Genomic DNA, 22,538 nt, shown 5'->3' on the forward strand with positions numbered 1-22,538 from the left:
CCTCATCAACGACAACATTCTTAACGTTTAATTTTAGCGCAGCACTCAAAGGGAAAATGATGAAAGTACTAATTATTGGTAATGGCGGCCGTGAACATGCACTGGGTTGGAAAGTGGCACAAAACCCTGATGTTGAAAAAATATTTATTGCCCCAGGTAATGCTGGTACTACTCTTGAACCTACATTAGAAAATATCGATATTAGCGTTGAGAATATTACGGGTTTAGTTGAGTTTGCGCAGAACAACCACATTGAACTGACGATTGTTGGCCCTGAAGTTCCACTCGTTCTTGGTGTTGTTGATGCCTTTCGTGCTGCTGGATTAGCCATTTTTGGCCCGACTCAAGCCGCAGCGCAACTTGAAGGTTCTAAAGCGTTCACTAAAGATTTTTTAGCTCGCCACAACATTCCAACCGCTGATTACCAAAACTTTACTGAAATCGAACCCGCCTTGGCTTATCTAAAACAAAAAGGCGCACCAATTGTAGTTAAAGCCGATGGCTTAGCCGCAGGTAAAGGCGTGATTGTCGCCATGACAGAACAAGAAGCAGAAGCCGCTGTACGTGATATGTTAGCTGGTAATGCCTTTGGTGAAGCGGGACATCGAGTCGTCATTGAAGAGTTCCTTGATGGCGAAGAAGCTAGCTTTATCGTCATGGTCGATGGTAAAAACGTCTTACCAATGGCCACCAGCCAAGATCATAAGCGTGTCGGTAATGCCGACACAGGCCCAAACACTGGCGGTATGGGCGCTTACTCACCAGCGCCCGTTGTTACGCAACAAATTCATGATCGCGTAATGAAAGAAGTGATTTACCCGACAGTTGAAGGTATGGCAGCAGAAGGTGCTCCTTACACAGGTTTTCTTTATGCGGGCTTGATGGTAATGGCTGACGGCACCCCGAAAGTGATTGAATACAACTGCCGTTTTGGTGATCCTGAAACCCAACCGATTATGCTACGTATGCAGTCTGATTTAGTTGAGCTTTGTTTAGCGGCAATTGATGGCAAACTTGATAGTGTTGAATCAAAATGGGATCCACGCGCGGCTATTGGGATCGTACTAGCCGCTGGCGGCTATCCTGCTGATTATCAAAAAGGCGATATTATTCGCGGCTTACCTCAACAAGAGCGAGCGGGAGAGAAAATCTTTCATGCAGGTACAACCAATAATGCTCACGGTGATGTAGTGACTAACGGTGGGCGAGTATTATGTGCCACGGCGATGGGTGATACCGTTCTAGCCGCTCAGCAACGTGCTTATGCGTTAACACAGCAAATCTCATGGAATGGCATGTTCCATCGTGATGATATTGGTTATCGTGCCATTGCTCGCGAACAATAAACCCCTGACTTCAATTCTAAAAAACGCGCTCTCAAGGCGCGTTTTTTTATGACTAATATTATTCATCAACCAGTATTGCTGCGAATCAGTCTTTCAATAAGTTGGGTGCCACCAAACACTGTTGCTGTTGACGTTGTAATAACACGTCATCAACCACCAATTGCTGCTGCTGTAACTTACCACTTACCGCCATATACCCCTGACCCGATAATTTATCAGCGGTAGATTGAGCAATCACCTCTACCGGCTGTTGTTGCTGACAAGGAATAAACTGCTGTTGTTGCCAATGCCCTTGAACCCACGTTTGCTGATGATCAGACAGTTGTTCGACGGTGGCTGCCAGTACTTTCGCTTGCTGACGTAATTTGTCAATTTTAGCGTTGGTTAGCGGAATAATATTTTTCCCCTGCTGATAACGCTGAAACACCGCTAAACCATGGCTATCAAACCGTAATTGCAATTGGAATGGAACCAGAGAACCATCGATATGTTGCTGCCCCTGTTGATAGAGCTCAAACAGCTGTCCTGAACGCCAACGGTAATTAGCTTGATATTGTCCTTGATTTGGGGTGAAAACACGCTCACTGAGCTTTATAGGCAGATTAGGACGGAAGGTATACCAATAAAAATGAGGACCATCAGTTGCCATTTGAGCAACAGTGATAGTTTTTGGCGTAATTACTGCATTTTCAGCCATGTCGCTTGCCGCACAGCCTGTAAGTAAAAATACAACCGCCAGAGAAAGCGTTATACGTGTCATAAAAAAAACGCCAGCCGCTAATGCAAACTGGCGCTATTTTCAATTACTTTAACGCGTCTTTAAGTGCCTTGCCCGAAACGAACGCAGGTACGTTAGCAGCAGCAATTTGAATTTCCGCACCTGTTTGTGGATTACGGCCAATGCGTGCTGCACGATGATTCACTTTAAATGTACCAAAGCCAATTAGTTGAACCTGGTCACCATCTTTAAGCGCATCAGTAACGCCTTCAAGAGTAGCTTCCAATGCTAATTTTGCTTGTGCTTTAGACAAGTCTGCTTTTTCTGCGATCAGGTCAATCAGTTGGGTCTTGTTCATTAGGTTTCCCTTCTAAGGTTTTGGGCTTAATACTGTCCAACTCTAATTCAAAAGAAGCCCATGTGGCAAAGGTTTGTCGGCTTTTATCTGTCTAAATGGAGACTCTTTAACCATAAACTGAGCTAAAGTTCACAAAATGTTACTAATAACATTCAAAAAAGAGTTGTTTTTATTTCCACTAGCCCCGATTAATATAGCCGAAATTCGCTGATTAATTGACAGGTTGATATGGTACTGCTTACGATTTACATCTCTGTAGCAATAGGGGTGTCGTTTATTTGTTCCGTTTTAGAAGCGGTTTTATTGAGTATTTCGCCGGGATATATCGGCACTTTACGTCAACAAAACCACCCCTCAGCAGCTAAACTTGCCGCACTCAAAAATAATATAGATCGACCCTTAGCCTCAATTCTAACCCTAAACACTGTCGCTCATACCGTCGGTGCAGCAACAGCAGGCGCACAAGCAACCGTTGTCTTTGGTAGTGAGTGGTTGGGTGTATTCTCAGGTGCATTGACCGTTGGTATTTTATTACTGTCAGAAATTATTCCAAAAACAATCGGTGCAACTTACTGGCGTCAATTAGCGCCAACCAGTGCCATAATCTTACGTTGGATGGTGGTCTTATTAATGCCATTAGTATGGGTCTCGGAACAAATAACCCGTCGTCTTGCTCATGGTCACGTCCAACCGAAACTACGTGATGAATTATCAGCGATGGCTATGCTAGCCCATGAATCAGGCGAATTGGGTGCTGGTGAGTCTAAAATCCTAACCAACCTACTGCAATTTAAAGATGTTAGCGTCACCAAGATAATGACCCCACGTCCGGTATTATTCCGTGTCAATGCCGAGCAAACCATCAACGAATTTTTAGACAAATATAAAAGCAGTCCCTTCTCTCGTCCGTTAATATTCAGCGAGCAAAGTGATAACATCGTCGGCTTCGTCCACCGTTTAGAGCTGTTTGCAGAAAGCCAAGCGGGTAAAGGTGGTCAGGAACTGGGGGCGTTAATGCGTCCCTTACCCGTGATCATGAATAATGTCAGTGTCCCAAAAGCATTTGAGCGCTTAATGAAAGAGCGTTCACAGTTAATCCTTATCGTTGATGAATACGGTACAGTGCAAGGCCTTGTAACACTGGAAGATATTTTTGAAAGTTTAGTCGGCGAAGAAATTGTTGATGAAGCAGACAAAAATACAGACATGCAGCAACTGGCTTATCAACGTTGGGACAAGTGGAAGAAAAAACATAAGATGATTGAAAATAATGATGATGATATGTAATCAACATCCTTAATACTAACCACAAAAAAGGGACCATTACGGTCCCTTTTTTATTGTTGTTATTTCATTATAACCGCAACCGATAATCACGATGTATAAATTAATTATTATCCACGCAATAACTATAGCCACTCATGCGACTAACAGCCCAACCGACCACCAATACCACTATCGTTGGTAAGATCCAGCCAGCATAATAATGATATAGCGGTAAATGCGCAGTTAAAGCGTTATCAACCGCTGTTGGCATTACACCAAGAATATGTGCCGCATCAATACAACCAAATACCGCCGCTGTCGCCATAACGGTTAATACCGCAGTTTGCGATAATTGATGACGCAATGGCGCTATCAATAACAATGCAATCGCAATCGGGTGCAGTGCTACCACAACCGGTAAGGTCACCTCTAATAACTGTGCTAAACCAACATTCGCAATAAGACCTGATAGCGCCATAATTACCCAGACACTTTTAGAGTAAGTGACTTTACTAAAGCTGCGACTATAAAACTCACTACCAGCGGTTGTAACACCAATCGCAGTCGTCAAACATGCCAACACCAACACAGAACCTAAGATAATAATACCGAAAGCACCAAAATGCGCATTGGTAAAAGCAGTAAGGATCTCACCACCATTTGAGAAATCAGTCCCTAAATTAGCACTGGTCACGCCAATATATGCCAATGATAAATACACTAACGCCATCGCTGATGCATACATAATTGCAGCAATAAAGGTATATTTCGCGATAGCTTTCGGGCACTTAACCCCCATACCTTCAATCGCTCTGAAAATCACCCAACCAAAACCAATTGAGCCCAGTGCGTCCATAGTCATATAACCTTGAGTCATACCTTCAGCCATCGCGCCCGTCGCATAAGGGCCTGATGCAACGTCCACTTGACCCGATGGATACAACACCGCCACCACCGCCATAATGGTTAAAATAGTCAACAACAGCGGCGTTAACCATTTTCCTAAGGTATCAACTAACTTACCTGGATATAACGAAAATAAAATAGCCGCTAAACAGAACAAAGCAGAAAAAGGAATTAAACCACTATCACCAATAAAAGGCGCCAAGCTAAATTGATAAGCCACGGTAATAGTACGTGGAATAATAAAGGCAGGCCCAATAACAATAAACAACATCACCCAAAAGCTGGTTGCTAACGGTTTAGGTAATGCCGCAGTTAAATTATCAGACCCACGCACCCAAGCCACAATCACCAATGCTATTGCTGGTAAACCAACGCCTGTTAATAAAAAACCTGCCATACCACTTAGGAAGTTATCCCCTGCTTGGTAACCTAAATAGGGAGGAAAAATTAAATTTCCCGCGCCTAAATACATGGCAAAAGTCATGAAGCCTAAGGCGGCGATATTACGTGCACTTAACATAGTATTCCTTGGTAATTATTTTTCAGCTTGGAGAAAGCGAGATGGGATATAACGTAGTAGATCCTGCTAGCTTGCTCACAAGCTGACAGAAAAATAGGTATGGCCTGTCAGCCTTGAATAAGATTCAAAGAGAGCAGGAGGAGCGAAGTAGCAATAGATTTGCTATTAACAACGGTAGTTGAACTGAAGCAAGATACAACAGTGTTTACGATAGAATATTTCATACTTGCCTCCTTCTAACTAACAGACCACGAATGGCGTAACGGAAATGCTACGCAGTGGTTATGTTATAAACGCCAAAGGACTACAATTACAATAGCCAAAACAAAATAAGTGGAATGGCGTAAAGTTCACTCTATAACCAGTCATATTCACTGCTTTTTAAATTTAAAAACAGAATAAACAACTGATGTGAATTCAACAAATAATTAACATGAAAAATATAATGTCTAGTTATTGCGTCATTAAGCTCACTTATTCATTACAGTTCAAATAATGATTAAGCAACATATTGAACAATAAAATAACACCGACAAAAAAAAAGAAGCCCATTGGCTTCTTTTTTTATTTAACCATTTAATGGCTAATTATAATTCAATACCGATATTACTGATTGGCTCATCACGCAATTCAGCACGTAAATCTTTAATCAAATCAATATCACGGCCTTCCGCTTCTTTTAACGCACGGAAAATTTCCCACTGAGTATCCCACTCAGCACATACCGCTTCATTTTCTTTTTGATTTTCGTTAGTGATTTCAATGCCTGTTTGCGCAGATTCTAAATCCGCTACAGTTTCAGCAGATAAAGCACTTAACTTAACGACAGTTTCCATCATCAGATCACGATCTAACATCGCATGTAAAAGATCCGCAAGTGCTACACAAGCATCAATCGCTGGACGTACAGCATATAGATCGTAATCATTTTCACTTGGTACCATGTCTTCTAACTTTTCAAGCTGACCTTCAAAGTTAATTTTGGCACTTTTAATCGTGAGGATCTCCCACACACTATCTAAGATCACTCGGTAACGTTGGCCATCTGTAAACTGTGTTTCTGCACAGAAAAAGGCATAGTTAGGATACATACGCTCACATAACGACACCATAAAAGTCAGATGTTGCCAAGGTTCTAATTTTTCTAAACGTAACTGGATTGGATTCTTAAGCATGGGATAATCTACAGTAGTGATTTAGATTGAAGTTTACTTGATAAACGAAGGCTACAAAAGGAAAAGCATGATCAAAATTAAGATCGTCTCTCGCCAACAGCAACGTTATGTACAATTACTGACTAACGCACAGTTACCACAACTGGAAATAACCGAAGATCCGCAACAAGCAATGGTCTTGCTTGCTGATCCTCCTTTAATTGCCCCTTATTTAGCAGAATATCCACATTTACAATGGTTACAATCCACTTATGCAGGTATTGATGCGCTCATTAAACCGGAGATAAGGCAAGACTATCAACTCACTAATATTCGCGGGATCTTTGGCCCTCTGATTGCCGAATATATCTTGGGTCACATTCTCAACCACCAGCGTCATTTTCCTCAATATAAAGCGCAACAACAACGATCACATTGGCAATCACATCCTTATCAATCCATGGCGGGTAAAACCATGGTGATTATCGGCACAGGCACCATAGGCCAGCATTTAGCCAAGGTTGGAGCGGTGTTTGGCTGCCATATCATTGGTGTTAACCGCAGTGGCATCACTGCCAGCACGGATTTTCAACAAACTTATTCCATCACAGCTTTAAACACCGCACTGACTCAAGCAGACTATGTCATTTCCATTTTACCGGCGACCACAGACACCGATGATCTTTTTGATCAAGATCGCTTTAGCCATTGCAAAAATGCGCTATTTTTTAACGTTGGTCGTGGTAATGCTGTTAATGAACAAGCGTTAATAATGGCATTAGAGCAACAATATCTCTGTCATGCTTTTATTGATGTCTTCAAAACAGAGCCACTCACACCCGATCATCCATTCTGGCATCACCCAAAGATCACCATTACGCCGCACATCGCAGCAGAAAGCTTCCCAGAACAAGTATTTACTATATTTAAAGCTAACTACTTCCGTTTTCAACAACAGCAAAAACTCAACTATCTGATTGATTTTAAAAGAGGTTATTAATAGATTAGACCACTAACTATTAATATTATCAGTAGCTTACATATTAATAACAATAACGATCCTAGTAAGATCCTGCTTGGCTTGTACGACTTTTTAAGTACCCTTTAAATAATGACAAAAAAAAACCACACCCAAAAGGCGTGGTTTTTTTAACCGCAAAAGAAATACCCCGTTTAAAACGTACTTCTAAAGTGATAATTATTTATGGTATGGCTTTGATAGCTCATGTACAGCATCAACAAACACGCCTGCATTTTCAGGCGGTACATCAAGGTGAATACCATGGCCTAAATTAAAGACATGACCAGTACCTGTATCACCAAAGCCGTCTAGAATAGAAGCAACTTCTTGACGAATACGTTCAGGTTGAGCGTAAAGTACCGATGGATCCATATTACCTTGAAGGGCGACTTTATCGCCAACACGACGTTTAGCATCGCGAATATCAATCGTCCAATCGAGGCCAATCGCATCACAACCCGTCGCTGCAATTTGCTCTAACCACATACCACCATTTTTAGTAAATAGTGTTACGGGCACACGACGACCATCATTCTCACGAATTAAACCATCGACGATTTTATGCATGTAACGCAATGAAAACTCATTGTAATCACGAGGGGTTAAAACACCACCCCACGTATCAAATACCATTATCGCTTGCGCACCAGCTTTGATTTGAGCATTTAAATATTCAACCACACTATCAGCCAGTTTATCTAGCAATAGATGTAATGTTTGAGGCTCAGCGTACATCATCTTTTTGATCTTAGTGAAAGCTTTAGAGCTACCACCTTCAACCATGTATGTCGCTAGTGTCCATGGACTACCAGAGAAACCAATTAAGGGTACTTCACCTTGCAAATCATGACGAATCTGACGAACTGCATTCATCACATATTGTAATTCACCTTCAGGATCAGGTACGCCAATACGTTCAACGTCAGCTTTACAAGTAATTGGATGACTAAATTTAGGACCTTCACCAGCTTCAAAATACAATCCCAATCCCATTGCATCAGGAATGGTCAAAATATCAGAAAATAAAATCGCAGCGTCCAACGGAAAACGTTTCAAAGGTTGAAGCGTTACTTCACTGGCTAATTCAGCATTTTTACATAGCGACATGAAGTCACCAGCAACACCACGTGTTGCACGATACTCAGGTAAGTAACGTCCAGCCTGACGCATCATCCATACTGGTGTGCAATCTACAGGTTGCTTCAGCAACGCACGCAGATAGCGGTCATTCTTTAATTCGCTCATTTGAGACTCCACGGGTTAATTCTGGGTCATATTGTAACACTCATTAATCTTAACAACCGAGTGCAATTATTTGTCAAACTTTGATTAATGCGTATCGTTTTCATTATTCAACATCAAAGCGGTATCGATAAGTCGTCGTGCAATAGTACCTACAGGCGCAATTTCAGGTAACTGCTCAGCGGTGGCCCACATTGCATCGGTTAATTCTTCATAATCAGGCTTGATTTCACCACCAGCGTAATCAGCGGTAAACCCCAGCATTAAATTAGATGGAAATGCCCACGGCTGACTATCAAAATAACGAATATTGTTAACTGTTATCCCGGTTTCTTCTAGTACTTCACGCGCGACACATTGCTCAGCAGTTTCGCCCGGCTCAATAAACCCCGCAATCACGGTATACATCCCCGTTTTATGACGAGGATGCTGAGCTAATAATAATTGGTTACCTTTGCGAACCGCCACAATGACACAAGGTGATACACGAGGATAATGCACACTGTCACAATCTGAGCAATGCATCGCTAGCACGTTGGCATCTAATTGCAGCTGATGCCCACAATGACAACAAAAGCGCTGACTTTGCTGCATATACGCAAGTTGAATAGATCTACCCGCCAAAGCAAATAACGTACTATCACCAGCCAGTAATAGCCTTAAATTAAAGAAATCAGCCTCATCAAAACCACTTTCTGCAATCAACCAATACACAGGTATTGAATCAAAATACCCAATGATACGTTTCGTTATTGTGCTACAAATAAGCTGTTCACTTGAACATAAAGGCAAACAGCCGTTTTGTAACAATAACTTGCCATTTCTAGTCACACACCAATAAGCCAGATTCTCATTTTTTAACATTTTTATTACTTTCATCCTTGCAGCGGCGTAAATTTACTGGCAATCTAATTATGAAACGGAATATTTATCCGAAATCATATCTCTTGTATCAAGAGCCGGATCGCACAAGCATCGACATTAAGATGCTGATAGATCATGAGGATGTGCTCATGCTTAGTAAATTTGAACAAGTTAAAAAAGAATGGGGCGGCCATAACGATGTTATTGATCAATGGCTAATGATGCGCCAGCAACTTCTGATCGATTACTGTAAATTAATCGGCATCACACCCAACGATGAAAATCGTCATCTACCTACCGCGTCCAAATTATGTTTATTTAGTGAAGATCTCGTTGATTATATTTCAGCAGGTCACTTCAAGATTTACGATAACGTAATGGCACGCTGGCATCAAACAGGCTTTTCACCCACAGAAGAAATGTCTGCCCTCTATGCAAAAATCGCCCTAACCACCGAACCATTATTAAACTTTAATGATCACTATGGCGCCATTAATGATCATGACCCATTAGAAACCCTTGATAATGACTTATCAAGAATTGGTGAATTAATGGAATCACGCTTTGCGCTAGAAGATAAGTTGATTGAATTAATCAGTGATAGCCTTGCTTGCCCACCCGGTGCTTAACCACCAGCACCCATAGCAATATCACTCATTATTGTGGCAGTGAGCTTGCTGCCACCTATTTCTCATGTCGAATAAAATCTATCACCTCGCACCTCGGGATCATTTTTCCCACTTTCTAACTCTGCCAAAACTAAACCTTAAATCGCAGCCAATAAAAAAGGCACCCCGAAGGATGCCTTTTAGAATCAGTCACGATAAGAATTAATTCTCGTCGTTAAGACCTGCATTCAATAGTGCCGCTAAGTCTTGAGAGGCTTGCTCTGCATCAACTTGTGGTGCTACTGGCTCCAGTTCAACATTACGTTGATTCTGGCGACGTTGGTGATAAGAGAAACCAGTACCCGCTGGGATCAAACGACCCACGATTACGTTTTCTTTCAGACCACGAAGCTCATCACGCTTACCAGAAACAGCTGCTTCTGTTAGTACACGTGTTGTTTCCTGGAACGATGCTGCTGAGATGAATGACTCAGTCGCAAGCGATGCTTTAGTAATACCTAGTAAGTCACGAGTGAAGCTTACTAATGTCTTACCTTCAGCTTCAAGCTGACGGTTAGCAATCGTTACGCGAGAGAATTCAACTTGCTCGCCTTCTAGGAAGTCAGAGTCACCAGAAACAGTGATAGTTACCTTACGTAGCATTTGACGAATGATAGTCTCAATGTGCTTATCATTAATCTTAACGCCTTGTAGACGGTAAACTTCCTGTACTTCGTTAACGATGTATTCTGCTACTGCGTGAACACCACGTAGACGTAGAATATCGTGCGGAGTTTCAGGACCATCAGCAATTACGTCACCCTTCTCAACTTTTTCACCTTCGAAAACGTTAAGTTGGCGATGCTTCAGGATCATCTCTTCGTACGGCTGACCATCAGTTGGCGTGATAATTAAACGACGCTTACCTTTAGTCTCTTTACCGAACGATACTGCACCCGTAATCTCAGCCAAGATAGCTGGTTCTTTAGGCTTACGCGCTTCGAACAAGTCAGCTACGCGTGGTAGACCACCCGTGATATCTCGGTTACCACTAGATTTCTGTGGAATACGAGATAATGTATCACCGATACCAACCATTGCGCCGTCATCAAGCTGAACAATCGCCTTACCAGGTAGGAAGTATTGAGCTGGCATTTCAGTACCAGGGATCATTACATCGTTACCATCAGTATCAACAAGTTTGATAGCTGGACGCATATCTTTACCTGCTGCTGGGCGTGCTGCTGGATCAGTTACTTCGCTTGAAGATAGACCTGTTAGATCATCTGTTTGACGAGAAACTGTTACGCCATCAATCATATCAACGAACTGGATACGACCAGCCACTTCAGTGATGATTGGCATGGTGTGTGCTTCCCAGTTTGCTACTGTTTCACCAGCAACAACCTCGGCGCCATCACCTTTAGTTAGCAACGTACCGTAAGACAGTTTGTAGTTCTCTTTCGTACGACCAAGCTTATCAATGATACTTAGCTCAGATGCACGTGAAGTAATTACAAGCTTACCAGCATTGTTAGTTACGAACTTCGCATTATGCAGCTTCATAGAACCGGTAGTTTTCACTACGATCTTATTATCTGCTGCTGCTGCTGATGCCGCACCACCGATGTGGAACGTACGCATTGTAAGCTGTGTACCAGGTTCACCGATAGACTGAGCGGCAACAACACCTACTGCTTCACCTGAGTTAATCAGGTGACCACGAGCAAGGTCACGACCGTAACAGAACTTACAACAACCAAAGTCGTTTTCACACGTTACAACAGAACGTACTTTAACTTGGTCAACAGAGTTAGCTTCTAGAATCTCACACCACTTCTCATCAAGAAGTGTATTACGTGGCGCTAGAACTTCTTCTGTACCAGGAAGTAGAACGTCTTCAGCAACAACACGACCTAGAACACGATCACCTAGTTGTTCCTTAACATCACCACCCTCGATAAGAGGCATCATGGTAATACCAGCGTAAGTACCACAGTCATCTGCTGTAATAACTACGTCTTGTGCAACGTCTACTAGACGACGCGTTAGGTAACCGGAGTTCGCTGTCTTAAGTGCTGTATCCGCAAGACCCTTACGAGCACCGTGAGTAGAGATAAAGTACTGGAGTACGTTTAGACCTTCACGGAAGTTTGCAGTGATCGGCGTTTCGATGATTGAGCCATCCGGCTTAGCCATCAAACCACGCATACCTGCTAACTGACGAATCTGTGCAGCAGAACCACGCGCACCAGAATCGGCCATCATGTATACACTGTTGAACGATTTTTGCTGTTCTTCTTCGCCGTCACGGTTAATAACAGTTTCAAAAGACAAGTTATCCATCATCGCTTTAGCAACTTGTTCGTTGGCTGTAGCCCAGATATCGATAACTTTGTTATAACGTTCACCAGCAGTCACAAGACCTGACTGGAACTGTTCTTGAATTTCAGCAACTTCTGCTTCAGCTTCAGCGATCTTAGTGTACTTAGCCGCAGGTACAACCATATCGTCGATACCAACAGATACACCAGAAAGTGCCGCGTAAGCAAAACCTGTGTACATAATTTGGTCAGCAAAGACAACAGTATCTTTCATGCCCAAAGTACGGTAACAAGTGTTAAGAAGCATAGAAATCTGCTTCTTACCAAGTGCTTCAGTGTTTACAAGACTAAATGGCAGACCTTTAGGAACGATAGGCCATAGCATTGCACGACCAACAGTAGTATCAACTAGTCCAGTATTCTCGACGAAGTTACCCTGCTCATCTTTCACAAATTCTGTAATACGAACTTTAACGCGAGCGTGAAGCTCAGCCGTCTTAGTAAGGTATGCTTTCTCAGCTTCCGCTGGTCCAGCAAGGTACATGCCTTCACCTTTCGCGTTGATACGATCACGCGTCATGTAGTAAAGACCCAATACAACGTCCTGAGAAGGTACGATGATCGGATCACCTGATGCAGGTGAAAGGATGTTGTTGGTAGACATCATCAAAGCACGCGCTTCAAGCTGCGCTTCAAGAGTCAATGGCAAGTGAACCGCCATCTGGTCACCATCGAAGTCGGCGTTGTATGCCGCACACACTAGTGGGTGAAGCTGGATCGCTTTACCTTCGATAAGGATTGGTTCAAACGCCTGAATACCAAGACGGTGCAATGTTGGTGCACGGTTTAGCATTACTGGGTGTTCACGAATAACTTCGTCTAGGATATCCCAAACAATCGCTTCTTCGCGCTCAACCATCTTCTTAGCAGCTTTGATAGTAGTCGCAAGACCACGTGCTTCTAACTTGCCGTAGATGAATGGCTTAAATAGCTCAAGTGCCATCTTCTTAGGAAGACCACACTGATGCAAACGTAAGTATGGACCTACGGTGATAACAGAACGACCAGAGTAGTCAACACGCTTACCTAGCAAGTTCTGACGGAAACGACCTTGCTTACCTTTGATCATGTCAGCCAAAGATTTTAAAGGACGCTTGTTAGAGCCTGTGATAGCGCGGCCACGACGACCGTTATCTAGTAATGCATCAACAGATTCCTGCAACATACGCTTTTCGTTACGTACGATGATATCAGGAGCAGCCAGGTCAAGTAGACGCTTCAGACGGTTGTTACGGTTAATAACACGACGGTAAAGATCGTTAAGATCTGAAGTCGCGAAACGGCCGCCGTCTAGTGGTACCAACGGACGAAGATCCGGCGGTAATACTGGCAGTACAGACAGGATCATCCACTCAGGATTGTTTCCAGACTGTAGGAATGCTTCAACCAATTTAAGACGCTTGGTTAATTTTTTACGCTTGGTTTCAGAGTTAGTTTCTTCTAGCTCTTCACGCATGTTTTCGATTTCAGCATTTAGGTCCATATTGCCTAAAAGTGCTTTAACCGCTTCTGCGCCCATCTTCGCGTCGAACTCGTCGCCCCACTCTTCAAGTGCATCCAAGTACTGCTCTTCAGAAAGCAGCTGGCTACGCTCAAGGTTGGTCATACCAGGTTCGATAACAACGTATGATTCAAAATAAAGAACACGTTCGATATCACGTAGAGGCATGTCCATTAACAAACCAATACGAGATGGAAGTGACTTTAAGAACCAGATGTGGGCAACAGGTGAAGCAAGCTCAATGTGACCCATACGCTCACGGCGTACTTTAGTCTGAGTAACTTCAACACCACATTTTTCACAGATCACACCACGGTGCTTCAAGCGCTTGTACTTGCCACAAAGACACTCGTAGTCTTTTACTGGGCCAAAGATACGTGCACAGAAAAGACCGTCACGCTCAGGCTTGAAGGTACGATAGTTGATTGTTTCTGGCTTTTTAACTTCACCAAAAGACCATGAACGAATCATGTCAGGTGAAGCTAGACCGATTTTGATAGCATCAAATTCTTCGGTCTTATGTTGTGCTTTCAGAAACTTAAGTAAGTCTTTCACATTCGGCTCCTGTGAGGAGTTGACCCATAAAGGCGCCAGGACTACTGGCGCCTTCATATTTATACCGGAGTAACTAATAAGTATAGGTGACTAACCCAAGCTTATTTGTCTTCCAGCTCGATGTTGATACCCAACGAGCGGATTTCTTTCAACAATACGTTGAATGATTCCGGCATACCAGGTTCCATACGATGATCACCGTCAACGATGTTTTTATACATCTTCGTACGGCCGTTAACGTCATCTGACTTAACGGTTAGCATTTCTTGAAGGGTGTACGCTGCGCCATAAGCTTCAAGCGCCCATACTTCCATCTCACCGAAACGCTGACCACCGAACTGAGCTTTACCACCCAGCGGCTGCTGAGTAACAAGGCTGTAAGAACCAGTAGAACGGGCGTGCATCTTGTCATCAACCAAGTGGTTCAGTTTAAGCATGTACATGTAACCAACAGTTACAGGACGCTCAAATGCATCACCAGTACGGCCATCAAACAACTTCAGCTGGCCAGACGTTGGAAGATCACCAAGTTGTAACAGCTCTTTGATAGATGATTCTGGACAACCATCAAATACAGGCGTTGCAATTGGTAGACCTTTACGAAGGTTTTGTACCAAAGTACGTACTTCGTCGTCTGATAGTTCAGCAATGTCAACTTTCTGGCGAGTATCACCAAGATTGTAAACACGTTGTAGGAAGTTACGGAACTTATGTAACTCCTGCTGTTCTTTCAGCATATCGTTAAGTTTGTCACCGATACCTTTCGCCGCAAGACCTAAGTGAGTCTCAAGGATCTGACCGATGTTCATACGTGACGGTACACCCAATGGGTTTAGTACGATATCAACAGTTTGACCTTTTTCATCGTATGGCATGTCTTCAACAGGGTTGATCTTAGAGATTACACCCTTGTTACCGTGACGACCTGCCATCTTATCACCAGGTTGAATGCGACGACGAACAGCTAGGTATACTTTAACAATCTTAAGTACGCCAGGCGCTAAGTCATCACCCTGAGTGATTTTACGACGTTTAGTTTCAAACTTCTTATCGAACTCAGCTTTCAGTTCATCATACTGTTCTGCAAGCTGTTCCAATTGGTTTTGTAAAGATTCGTCGTCAAGCGTTAGTGCAAACAACGTATCGCGGTTCATTGAAGAAATCTTATCTTCGCCGTAACCTGCAGATAATAGAAGCGTACGTACACGAGCAAGAAGACCACCCTCAAGGATCTGGAATTCTTCTGTGATGTCTTTCTTCGCTTCTTTCAGCTGCATCTCTTCAATTTCAAGAGCGCGCTTGTCTTTCTCAACGCCATCACGAGTAAATACTTGTACGTCAATGATCGTACCAGTAACACTACCAGGAACACGTAAAGATGAATCTTTAACATCAGAAGCTTTTTCACCAAAGATAGCTCGTAGAAGCTTCTCTTCAGGTGTTAGTTGTGTTTCACCTTTAGGGGTTACTTTACCAACTAGGATGTCGCCACCCTTAACTTCCGCACCGATGTAAACGATACCTGATTCGTCCAACTTAGAAAGCGCTGCTTCACCCACGTTAGGGATGTCGGCAGTGATTTCTTCAGAACCCAGCTTCGTATCACGCGCCACACAAGAAAGCTCTTGAATGTGGATAGTAGTGAAACGATCTTCCTGAACTACACGCTCAGAAACTAAGATGGAGTCTTCGAAGTTGTAACCGTTCCAAGGCATGAACGCGATACGCATGTTTTGACCAAGCGCTAGCTCACCAAGGTCTGTTGAAGGACCATCAGCAAGAACATCACCACGTGCTACTGGCTCGCCAGGTAGTACGGTTGGACGCTGGTTAATACATGTGTTCTGGTTAGAACGGGTGTACTTAGTTAAGTTGTAGATATCGATACCGGCTTCACCAGGAATCAATTCGTCTTCGTTAACTTTGATAACGATACGAGAAGCATCTACAGACTGAACTTGGCCGCCACGTTTAGCAACAGCAGTTACACCTGAGTCAACACCGATCTGACGCTCAATACCAGTACCCACTAACGGCTTATCAGCACGAATAGTAGGAACTGCCTGACGTTGCATGTTCGCACCCATAAGGGCACGGTTAGCATCATCGTGTTCTAGGAACGGGATTAGAGATGCCGCCACAGATACAACTTGGTTAGTTGCAACGTCCATGTATTGAACATGGTCGCGTGGGTGCAAACCTGAATCGCCTTTCTGACGAGCAGTGATCAATTCATCAGCAAAAGAACCATCTTCGTTAAGCGCAGCATTTGCCTGTGCAATAACGTATAGACCTTCTTCAATTGCTGATAGGTATTCGATGTGATCCGAAACTTTTCCATCTACAACTTTACGGTAAGGTGTTTCCAAGAAACCGTAAGAGTTACAACGCGCAAATACAGATAGCGAGTTGATTAGACCGATGTTTGGACCTTCAGGAGTTTCGATAGGACATAGACGACCGTAGTGAGTCGCGTGTACGTCTCGAACCTCAAAACCAGCACGTTCACGAGTCAGACCACCTGGACCAAGCGCCGAAATACGACGTTTGTGAGTAACTTCTGACAACGGGTTGTTCTGGTCCATAAACTGTGACAATTGAGAAGAGCCAAAGAACTCTTTCACTGCCGCAGAAATAGGCTTCGCGTTGATTAAGTCTTGAGGCATGATTGCATCAAGATCGCCTAAACTTAGACGCTCTTTAACAGCACGCTCAACACGAACTAGACCTACACGGAATTGGTTTTCAGCCATTTCGCCCACAGAGCGAATACGACGGTTACCAAGGTGGTCGATATCATCAACCTCGCCTTTACCGTTACGGATATCGATCAACTTCTTCATCACTTCAATGATGTCGTCGTTGCTCAGAATACCAGGACCAGTTATTTCTTCACGAAGAAGAGAACTGTTAAACTTCATACGACCAACAGCAGAAAGATCGTAACGATCTTCTGAGAAGAACAAGCTTTCAAATAATTGATCAGCTGCTTCGCGTGTTGGTGGCTCGCCAGGGCGCATCATACGGTAGATTTCTACCAATGCACTTAGACGATCAGTACTGTTATCAACACGTAGTGTCTCTGACATGTACGGGCCATGGTCTAAATCGTTCGTAAACAGAACTTGAATAGACTTATGACCAGCCTGAGATAGAAGTGCTAATGCTTCCAAGCTTAATTCTTGGTTAGCCGCAACAATCAGTTCACCAGTTTCTTCGTTGATGTAATCACAAGCAGCGATTTTACCAACGATATATTCAACAGGTACTTCGATACTATCAATGCCATCTTTCGCCAATTGACGAATATGACGAGCAGTGATACGACGACCTTGCTCTACGTAAACTGTACCGTTTGCTTCAATATCAAAGCTTGCAGTTTCGCCACGTAGACGATCAGGTACCAACTCCATAACTAAAGACTTGCCGCGTACTTCGAAATTAATCTTATCGAAGAACATGTCAAGAATCTGTTCAGTTGTGTAGTTAAGTGCGCGAAGGATAATAGACGCAGGTAATTTACGACGACGGTCGATACGTACGAAAAGATTATCCTTAGGATCGAACTCGAAATCCAACCATGAACCACGGTAAGGGATAACACGAGCGTTATATAACACTTTACCTGAGGAGTGGGTTTTACCCTTATCGCTGTCAAAGAATACACCAGGACTACGGTGTAGCTGAGATACGATAACCCTCTCGGTACCGTTAATAACGAATGTACCGTTATCTGTCATGAGCGGAATTTCGCCCATGTAAACTTCTTGTTCTTTAATGTCTTTTACGGTGCCAGCCGGTGCATCACGGTCATACATGACCAGACGTAGCTTCACGCGTAGTGGAGCAGAGTAAGTTACGCCACGAATTTGACATTCTTTGACATCGAAGACCGGCTCACCGAGACGATAGCTAACGTATTGCAGCTCGGAATTGCCATTATAGCTCTGGATTGGAAAAACAGAGCGAAAGGCAGCTTCTAGACCGTAATGCCCTTCTGGATCCTGCTCGATAAATTTTTGGAAAGAATCAAGCTGGATCGATAGCAAGTATGGTGCATCCAACACTTGTGGACGCTTACCAAAATCCTTACGGATACGCTTTTTCTCGGTATAAGAGTAAACCATAGGTTCCTCAGATCGCTGATAAGTGATCCAAACTACCCCATATCACATGCGGGGGTAGTGACTAATCGTTGTTTTTATAGTAGGAATATTCCAATAAAACTAGAATATTTTTTACGCAGACAGTGGATACAAAACAAGGTAAAAATACCACCAGTCTATAGCGCAAAAAGGCCGGTGGCATTTTTGCCACCAGCCAATAGCCATAAAAGGCTATGAAATCAAATAATAATTATTTAACTTCAACAGAAGCGCCAACTTCTTCTAATTGAGCTTTAAGAGCTTCAGCTTCAGCTTTATCTACGCCTTCTTTAACAGCAGCAGGAGCGCCGTCAACTACAGCTTTAGCTTCTTTAAGACCAAGACCAGTCGCGCCACGTACAGCTTTGATAACTTGTACTTTGTTTGCGCCAGCAGCTGTTAGGATAACATCAAATTCAGTTTGCTCTTCAACTTCAACAGCTGCGCCACCTGAAACTACTGCAGCTGCAGCAGAAACACCAAATTTTTCTTCCATAGCTTCGATAAGCTCAACAACTTGCATTACAGACATTTCTGCAACTGCGTCTAGGATTTGCTCGTTAGTGATAGACATAACAATTCTCTTTTAAAGTCAACAATAAGTTTAAATAGTAATCAGATAAAACGCGGCAATTAAGCAGCAGCTTCTTCTTTCTGATCACGTACAGCCGCGATAGTACGTACAAGTTTACCAGCAGACGCTTCTTTCATGCACATCATTAAGCGTGCGATAGCTTCGTCGTAAGTTGGTAGAGTTGCTAGTACATCAGCGTTGGCAATAGCGCCTTCGAATGCAGCAGCTTTGATCTCGAAGCTTTTATTCTCTTTAGCGAAGTCTTTAAAAAGACGCGCTGCAGCACCTGGGTGCTCATTAGAGAAGCCGATTAGTGAAGGACCAACGAAGAAGTCTTGTAGACATTCGAAGTTAGTATCTTCAACTGCACGACGTGCTAATGTGTTACGAACAACTCTTAAGTAAACACCAGCTTCACGAGCTTGTTTACGTAGAGTTGTCATTGCACACACACTAACACCGCGAGAGTCAGCAACAACTGCAGACAGGGCACCATTGGCAGCTTCGTTGACTTCAGCAACAATTGCTTTTTTGTCTTGAAGATTTAATGCCATTGGATTTGCTCCTGGATAATTTCTGGGTAACCCCAGTATTTACACCACTCACTGCCGGTTGGCAGGAGAGTTTTACGGCGCAGATCCAAAAAAGACTTACATCAATCATGTTCTGGCACCGTCTACGTAGGTAAATTAAGTTCCGAAAAACACCTACGGTCTTTGACGGAGGTCAATTGAAACCAATCAACCTCAGCCACGAATTCGGAAGCGATAAATTATACACTAACTTATCGCTTCTGCAAATTAGTTTACGCTACAGTCGCTTTCAGAGTGTTCTGATCTAGCGCTACACCTGCACCCATAGTGGTAGAGATGCTTACTTTCTTAATGAAAGTACCTTTCGCTGAAGATGGCTTAGCACGCTTCAGTGCAACTAGAAGAGATTCTAAGTTCTCTTGTAGTTGAGCGGCATCAAAGTTCACTTTACCGATAGTAGTGTGAATGATACCGTTTTTGTCGTTACGGTAACGAACCTGACCAGCTTTAGCATTTTTAACTGCTTGAGCAACGTTAGGAGTTACAGTACCAACTTTAGGGTTTGGCATAAGACCACGTGGACCAAGAATGGTACCAAGTTGACCTACAACGCGCATTGCATCAGGAGATGCGATAACTACGTCAAAGTTCATTTCGCCTTTCTTAACAAGAGCAGCTAGATCTTCCATACCTACAAGCTCAGCGCCAGCTTCTTTAGCAGCTTCAGCGTTTGCGCCTTGTGTAAATACAGCAACACGGATGTCACGGCCAGTACCGTTAGGTAGTACAGTTGCACCACGAACGTTTTGGTCTGATTTACGTGCATCGATGCCAAGGTTAACAGCAACGTCAACACTTTCAACGAATTTAGCAGTAGCTAGTTCTTTAAGAAGAGCAATAGCTTCGGTGATGTCGTATTCACGAGTAGCATCTACTTTGTCGCGGATAACGCGCATGCGCTTAGTCAGTTTAGCCATTATCTTAACCCTCTACCACTAGGCCCATTGAACGAGCAGTACCAGCAATTGAACGCTTCATAGCTTCAATGTCAGCACCAGTCATGTCTGTAGCTTTAGTCTCAGCGATCTCTTGGATCTGAGCGTCAGTTACAGTACCCACTTTGTCAGTGTTCGGACGGCCAGAACCAGACTTAAGACCAGCAGCTTTAAGCAGAAGAACTGCAGCAGGTGGTGTCTTAGTGATGAACGTGAAAGAACGGTCACTGTAAACAGTGATAACAACTGGAGTAGGAAGACCTTTCTCCATTGAATCAGTCTTAGCGTTAAACGCCTTACAGAATTCCATGATGTTTACACCATGTTGACCAAGAGCTGGACCAACTGGTGGACTTGGATTTGCTGCACCAGCTGCAACTTGCAGCTTAATGTAAGCTTCTACTTTTTTAGCCATTGCTATATACCTAATTTTGGGTTCAAACGTCTATTTTAAATAAATAGACTCCCCGTCTAACGAAAGGGCGCGAAATTATAGCCTAATTCCACACCCCTGACAATACGAGTCGAACAGAATTTGATCAGTTCTTTTCGATTTGACCGAACTCTAGTTCTACTGGAGTTGCACGACCGAAGATTGATACAGAAACCTTAACACGGCTCTTATCATAATCAACAGATTCGATTGTACCATTAAAGTCAGCAAATGGACCATCAGTCACACGTACTACTTCACCTGGTTCAAATACTGTTTTATGTACTGGAGACTCACTAGCTTGTTGTAAACGGTTTAAGATCGCATCTGCTTCTTTATCAGAAATAGGTGCTGGACGATCAGAAGTACCGCCAATGAATCCCATTACACGAGGAATACTACGTACAAGGTGCCATGTTTCATCATTCATCACCATTTGTACAAGTACATAGCCAGGGAAGAATTTACGTTCACTTTTACGGCGTTGGCCAGCACGCATTTCTACCACTTCTTCCGTCGGTACTAAAACCTCGTCAAAGTGCTCTTCCATACCATGTATTTTGATATGTTCACGTAGTGATTGCGCTACACGGCCTTCAAAACCTGAAAAAGCCTGTACTACATACCAACGTTTCTTTGGAGCTTCGATCATGAATTCTTACCTCACGCGCCAGTAACTAGGCGCACTAAACGGACCATAACGCCATCAATACCCCAAAGGGCTAATGCCATTACAATAGTGACTGCTAGAACAATAAAGGTTGTCTGCGTAGCTTCCTGACGAGTAGGCCACACTACTTTGCGGACTTCCATGCGTGATTCACGTGCAAACGTAACCACTGATTTACCTTTTGCTGTTAATGCGGCAAAAATACCAGCAATAACCACAAGGGCTACTACGGCAGAAGAGCGCAGAACAACAGAAACATCACTGTATAGGTAATTACCAACCACAGCAGCAGCTAGCAAAGCAAAAACCACGACCCATTTCAGGCCATCCATTTTGCTTTCGCTTTCTTGGTTTTCGGCATTTGCTTTCATACAACCAACCTGTAACTAGTCTTAATCATCTAAACGAAATAACCCCGCGAGGGCGAGGTCCAAGATAAAGAAAAAGGGCTAAGCCTTTAATAACATTCTTAAAAACTTCATCTTTACGAAATTTCATTCCTACAGCCTGAACAAAAAACACGCAGTTTCAAGTTAGAGTGTAGAAAAAGGGCATCAAATGATGCCCTTTTTAGTGCTCTGTCGTCAAATTAAATTCAACGATATTAGCGTGACTTATGCAACGATAGTTGCAACAACACCAGCACCAACTGTACGACCACCTTCACGGATAGCAAAACGTAGACCTTCATCCATCGCGATAGGTGCGATTAGAGTAACAGTCATAGAGATGTTATCACCAGGCA

At 43.2% G+C, this 22,538-nt stretch carries 19 protein-coding genes; 4 read left to right on the forward strand and 15 right to left on the reverse strand.

The features are described 5' to 3' along the window. The first annotated feature begins 59 nt into the window (after positions 1 to 59). Positions 60 to 1,346: a phosphoribosylamine--glycine ligase gene (gene purD, locus C9J51_RS17430; RefSeq protein ID WP_045040599.1), complete on the forward strand. Its 1,287-nt coding sequence runs from the start codon at positions 60 to 62 to the stop codon at positions 1,344 to 1,346. A gap of 85 nt (positions 1,347 to 1,431) precedes the next feature. On the opposite strand, the gene C9J51_RS17435 is transcribed toward purD, so the two are convergent. Both C9J51_RS17435 and hupA read right to left on the reverse strand, forming a co-directional pair. Next, positions 1,432 to 2,106, reverse strand: coding sequence for a DUF1481 domain-containing protein (locus C9J51_RS17435; protein ID WP_045038134.1), 675 nt, complete (start codon positions 2,104 to 2,106; stop codon positions 1,432 to 1,434). Between the two features lie 43 nt (positions 2,107 to 2,149). Further along, positions 2,150 to 2,422 carry a nucleoid-associated protein HU-alpha gene (hupA, locus tag C9J51_RS17440; RefSeq protein ID WP_045038135.1) on the reverse strand — a complete coding sequence of 91 codons (273 nt, stop codon included), beginning with the start codon at positions 2,420 to 2,422 and terminating at the stop codon, positions 2,150 to 2,152. Between the two features lie 228 nt (positions 2,423 to 2,650). Here hupA and C9J51_RS17445 point away from each other — a divergent pair, with 228 nt between their 5' ends. After that, positions 2,651 to 3,709 (forward strand): CNNM domain-containing protein, encoded by a 1,059-nt coding sequence (locus tag C9J51_RS17445; RefSeq protein WP_045038136.1) that lies wholly within the window; start codon positions 2,651 to 2,653, stop codon positions 3,707 to 3,709. 100 nt (positions 3,710 to 3,809) lie between these two features. Here the strand turns inward: C9J51_RS17445 and brnQ are convergent, their stop codons facing one another. Further along, on the reverse strand, positions 3,810 to 5,114 hold the full coding sequence (brnQ, locus tag C9J51_RS17450; protein ID WP_107275256.1) for a branched-chain amino acid transport system II carrier protein: 1,305 nt from the start codon (positions 5,112 to 5,114) through the stop codon (positions 3,810 to 3,812). 587 nt (positions 5,115 to 5,701) lie between these two features. After that, on the reverse strand, positions 5,702 to 6,289 hold the full coding sequence (locus C9J51_RS17455; RefSeq protein ID WP_045040598.1) for a YjaG family protein: 588 nt from the start codon (positions 6,287 to 6,289) through the stop codon (positions 5,702 to 5,704). Positions 6,290 to 6,356: 67 nt separating this feature from the next. Between C9J51_RS17455 and C9J51_RS17460 the strand changes: the two genes are divergently transcribed. Beyond that, positions 6,357 to 7,268, forward strand: a complete 912-nt coding sequence (locus tag C9J51_RS17460; protein ID WP_045040597.1) for a D-2-hydroxyacid dehydrogenase — start codon at positions 6,357 to 6,359, stop codon at positions 7,266 to 7,268. A 198-nt stretch (positions 7,269 to 7,466) separates the two neighbouring features. On the opposite strand, the gene hemE is transcribed toward C9J51_RS17460, so the two are convergent. Both hemE and nudC read right to left on the reverse strand, forming a co-directional pair. After that, a complete protein-coding gene (hemE, locus tag C9J51_RS17465) occupies positions 7,467 to 8,534 on the reverse strand; it encodes a uroporphyrinogen decarboxylase (RefSeq protein ID WP_045038140.1) in 1,068 nt (355 codons plus the stop codon). 84 nt (positions 8,535 to 8,618) lie between these two features. Next, complete coding sequence (nudC, locus tag C9J51_RS17470) at positions 8,619 to 9,395, reverse strand: NAD(+) diphosphatase (protein ID WP_045038141.1); 777 nt, start codon at positions 9,393 to 9,395, stop codon at positions 8,619 to 8,621. A gap of 149 nt (positions 9,396 to 9,544) precedes the next feature. Between nudC and C9J51_RS17475 the strand changes: the two genes are divergently transcribed. After that, the gene (locus tag C9J51_RS17475) at positions 9,545 to 10,024 is read left to right on the forward strand and encodes an Rsd/AlgQ family anti-sigma factor (protein WP_045038142.1); all 480 of its coding nucleotides are present in this window, start codon (positions 9,545 to 9,547) and stop codon (positions 10,022 to 10,024) included. Between the two features lie 201 nt (positions 10,025 to 10,225). Here the strand turns inward: C9J51_RS17475 and rpoC are convergent, their stop codons facing one another. The 9 genes from rpoC to C9J51_RS17520 form a co-directional block, all read right to left on the reverse strand. Next, a complete protein-coding gene (gene rpoC / locus C9J51_RS17480) occupies positions 10,226 to 14,443 on the reverse strand; it encodes a DNA-directed RNA polymerase subunit beta' (RefSeq protein ID WP_045038850.1) in 4,218 nt (1,405 codons plus the stop codon). A 101-nt stretch (positions 14,444 to 14,544) separates the two neighbouring features. Then, positions 14,545 to 18,570: a DNA-directed RNA polymerase subunit beta gene (rpoB, locus tag C9J51_RS17485; protein WP_045038849.1), complete on the reverse strand. Its 4,026-nt coding sequence runs from the start codon at positions 18,568 to 18,570 to the stop codon at positions 14,545 to 14,547. A 229-nt stretch (positions 18,571 to 18,799) separates the two neighbouring features. Continuing rightward, positions 18,800 to 19,162: a 50S ribosomal protein L7/L12 gene (gene rplL / locus C9J51_RS17490; RefSeq protein ID WP_045038848.1), complete on the reverse strand. Its 363-nt coding sequence runs from the start codon at positions 19,160 to 19,162 to the stop codon at positions 18,800 to 18,802. 59 nt (positions 19,163 to 19,221) lie between these two features. Continuing rightward, positions 19,222 to 19,716 carry a 50S ribosomal protein L10 gene (rplJ, locus tag C9J51_RS17495; RefSeq protein WP_045038847.1) on the reverse strand — a complete coding sequence of 165 codons (495 nt, stop codon included), beginning with the start codon at positions 19,714 to 19,716 and terminating at the stop codon, positions 19,222 to 19,224. A 251-nt stretch (positions 19,717 to 19,967) separates the two neighbouring features. Continuing rightward, complete coding sequence (gene rplA / locus C9J51_RS17500) at positions 19,968 to 20,672, reverse strand: 50S ribosomal protein L1 (protein WP_045038846.1); 705 nt, start codon at positions 20,670 to 20,672, stop codon at positions 19,968 to 19,970. A 4-nt stretch (positions 20,673 to 20,676) separates the two neighbouring features. Next, positions 20,677 to 21,105, reverse strand: coding sequence for a 50S ribosomal protein L11 (gene rplK / locus C9J51_RS17505; protein WP_045038845.1), 429 nt, complete (start codon positions 21,103 to 21,105; stop codon positions 20,677 to 20,679). 124 nt (positions 21,106 to 21,229) lie between these two features. Then, positions 21,230 to 21,775: a transcription termination/antitermination protein NusG gene (gene nusG, locus C9J51_RS17510; protein WP_045038844.1), complete on the reverse strand. Its 546-nt coding sequence runs from the start codon at positions 21,773 to 21,775 to the stop codon at positions 21,230 to 21,232. An 11-nt stretch (positions 21,776 to 21,786) separates the two neighbouring features. Next, the gene (secE, locus tag C9J51_RS17515; protein WP_045038843.1) at positions 21,787 to 22,164 is read right to left on the reverse strand and encodes a preprotein translocase subunit SecE; all 378 of its coding nucleotides are present in this window, start codon (positions 22,162 to 22,164) and stop codon (positions 21,787 to 21,789) included. Between the two features lie 243 nt (positions 22,165 to 22,407). After that, the coding region (locus C9J51_RS17520; protein ID WP_082955749.1) for an EF-Tu C-terminal domain-related protein at positions 22,408 to 22,538 on the reverse strand (131 nt) is incomplete at its 5' end.

Origin of the sequence: Photobacterium iliopiscarium (genome assembly GCF_003026395.1) — a bacterium.
In the GTDB taxonomy this organism is placed as follows: Bacteria; Pseudomonadota; Gammaproteobacteria; order Enterobacterales; family Vibrionaceae; genus Photobacterium; species Photobacterium iliopiscarium.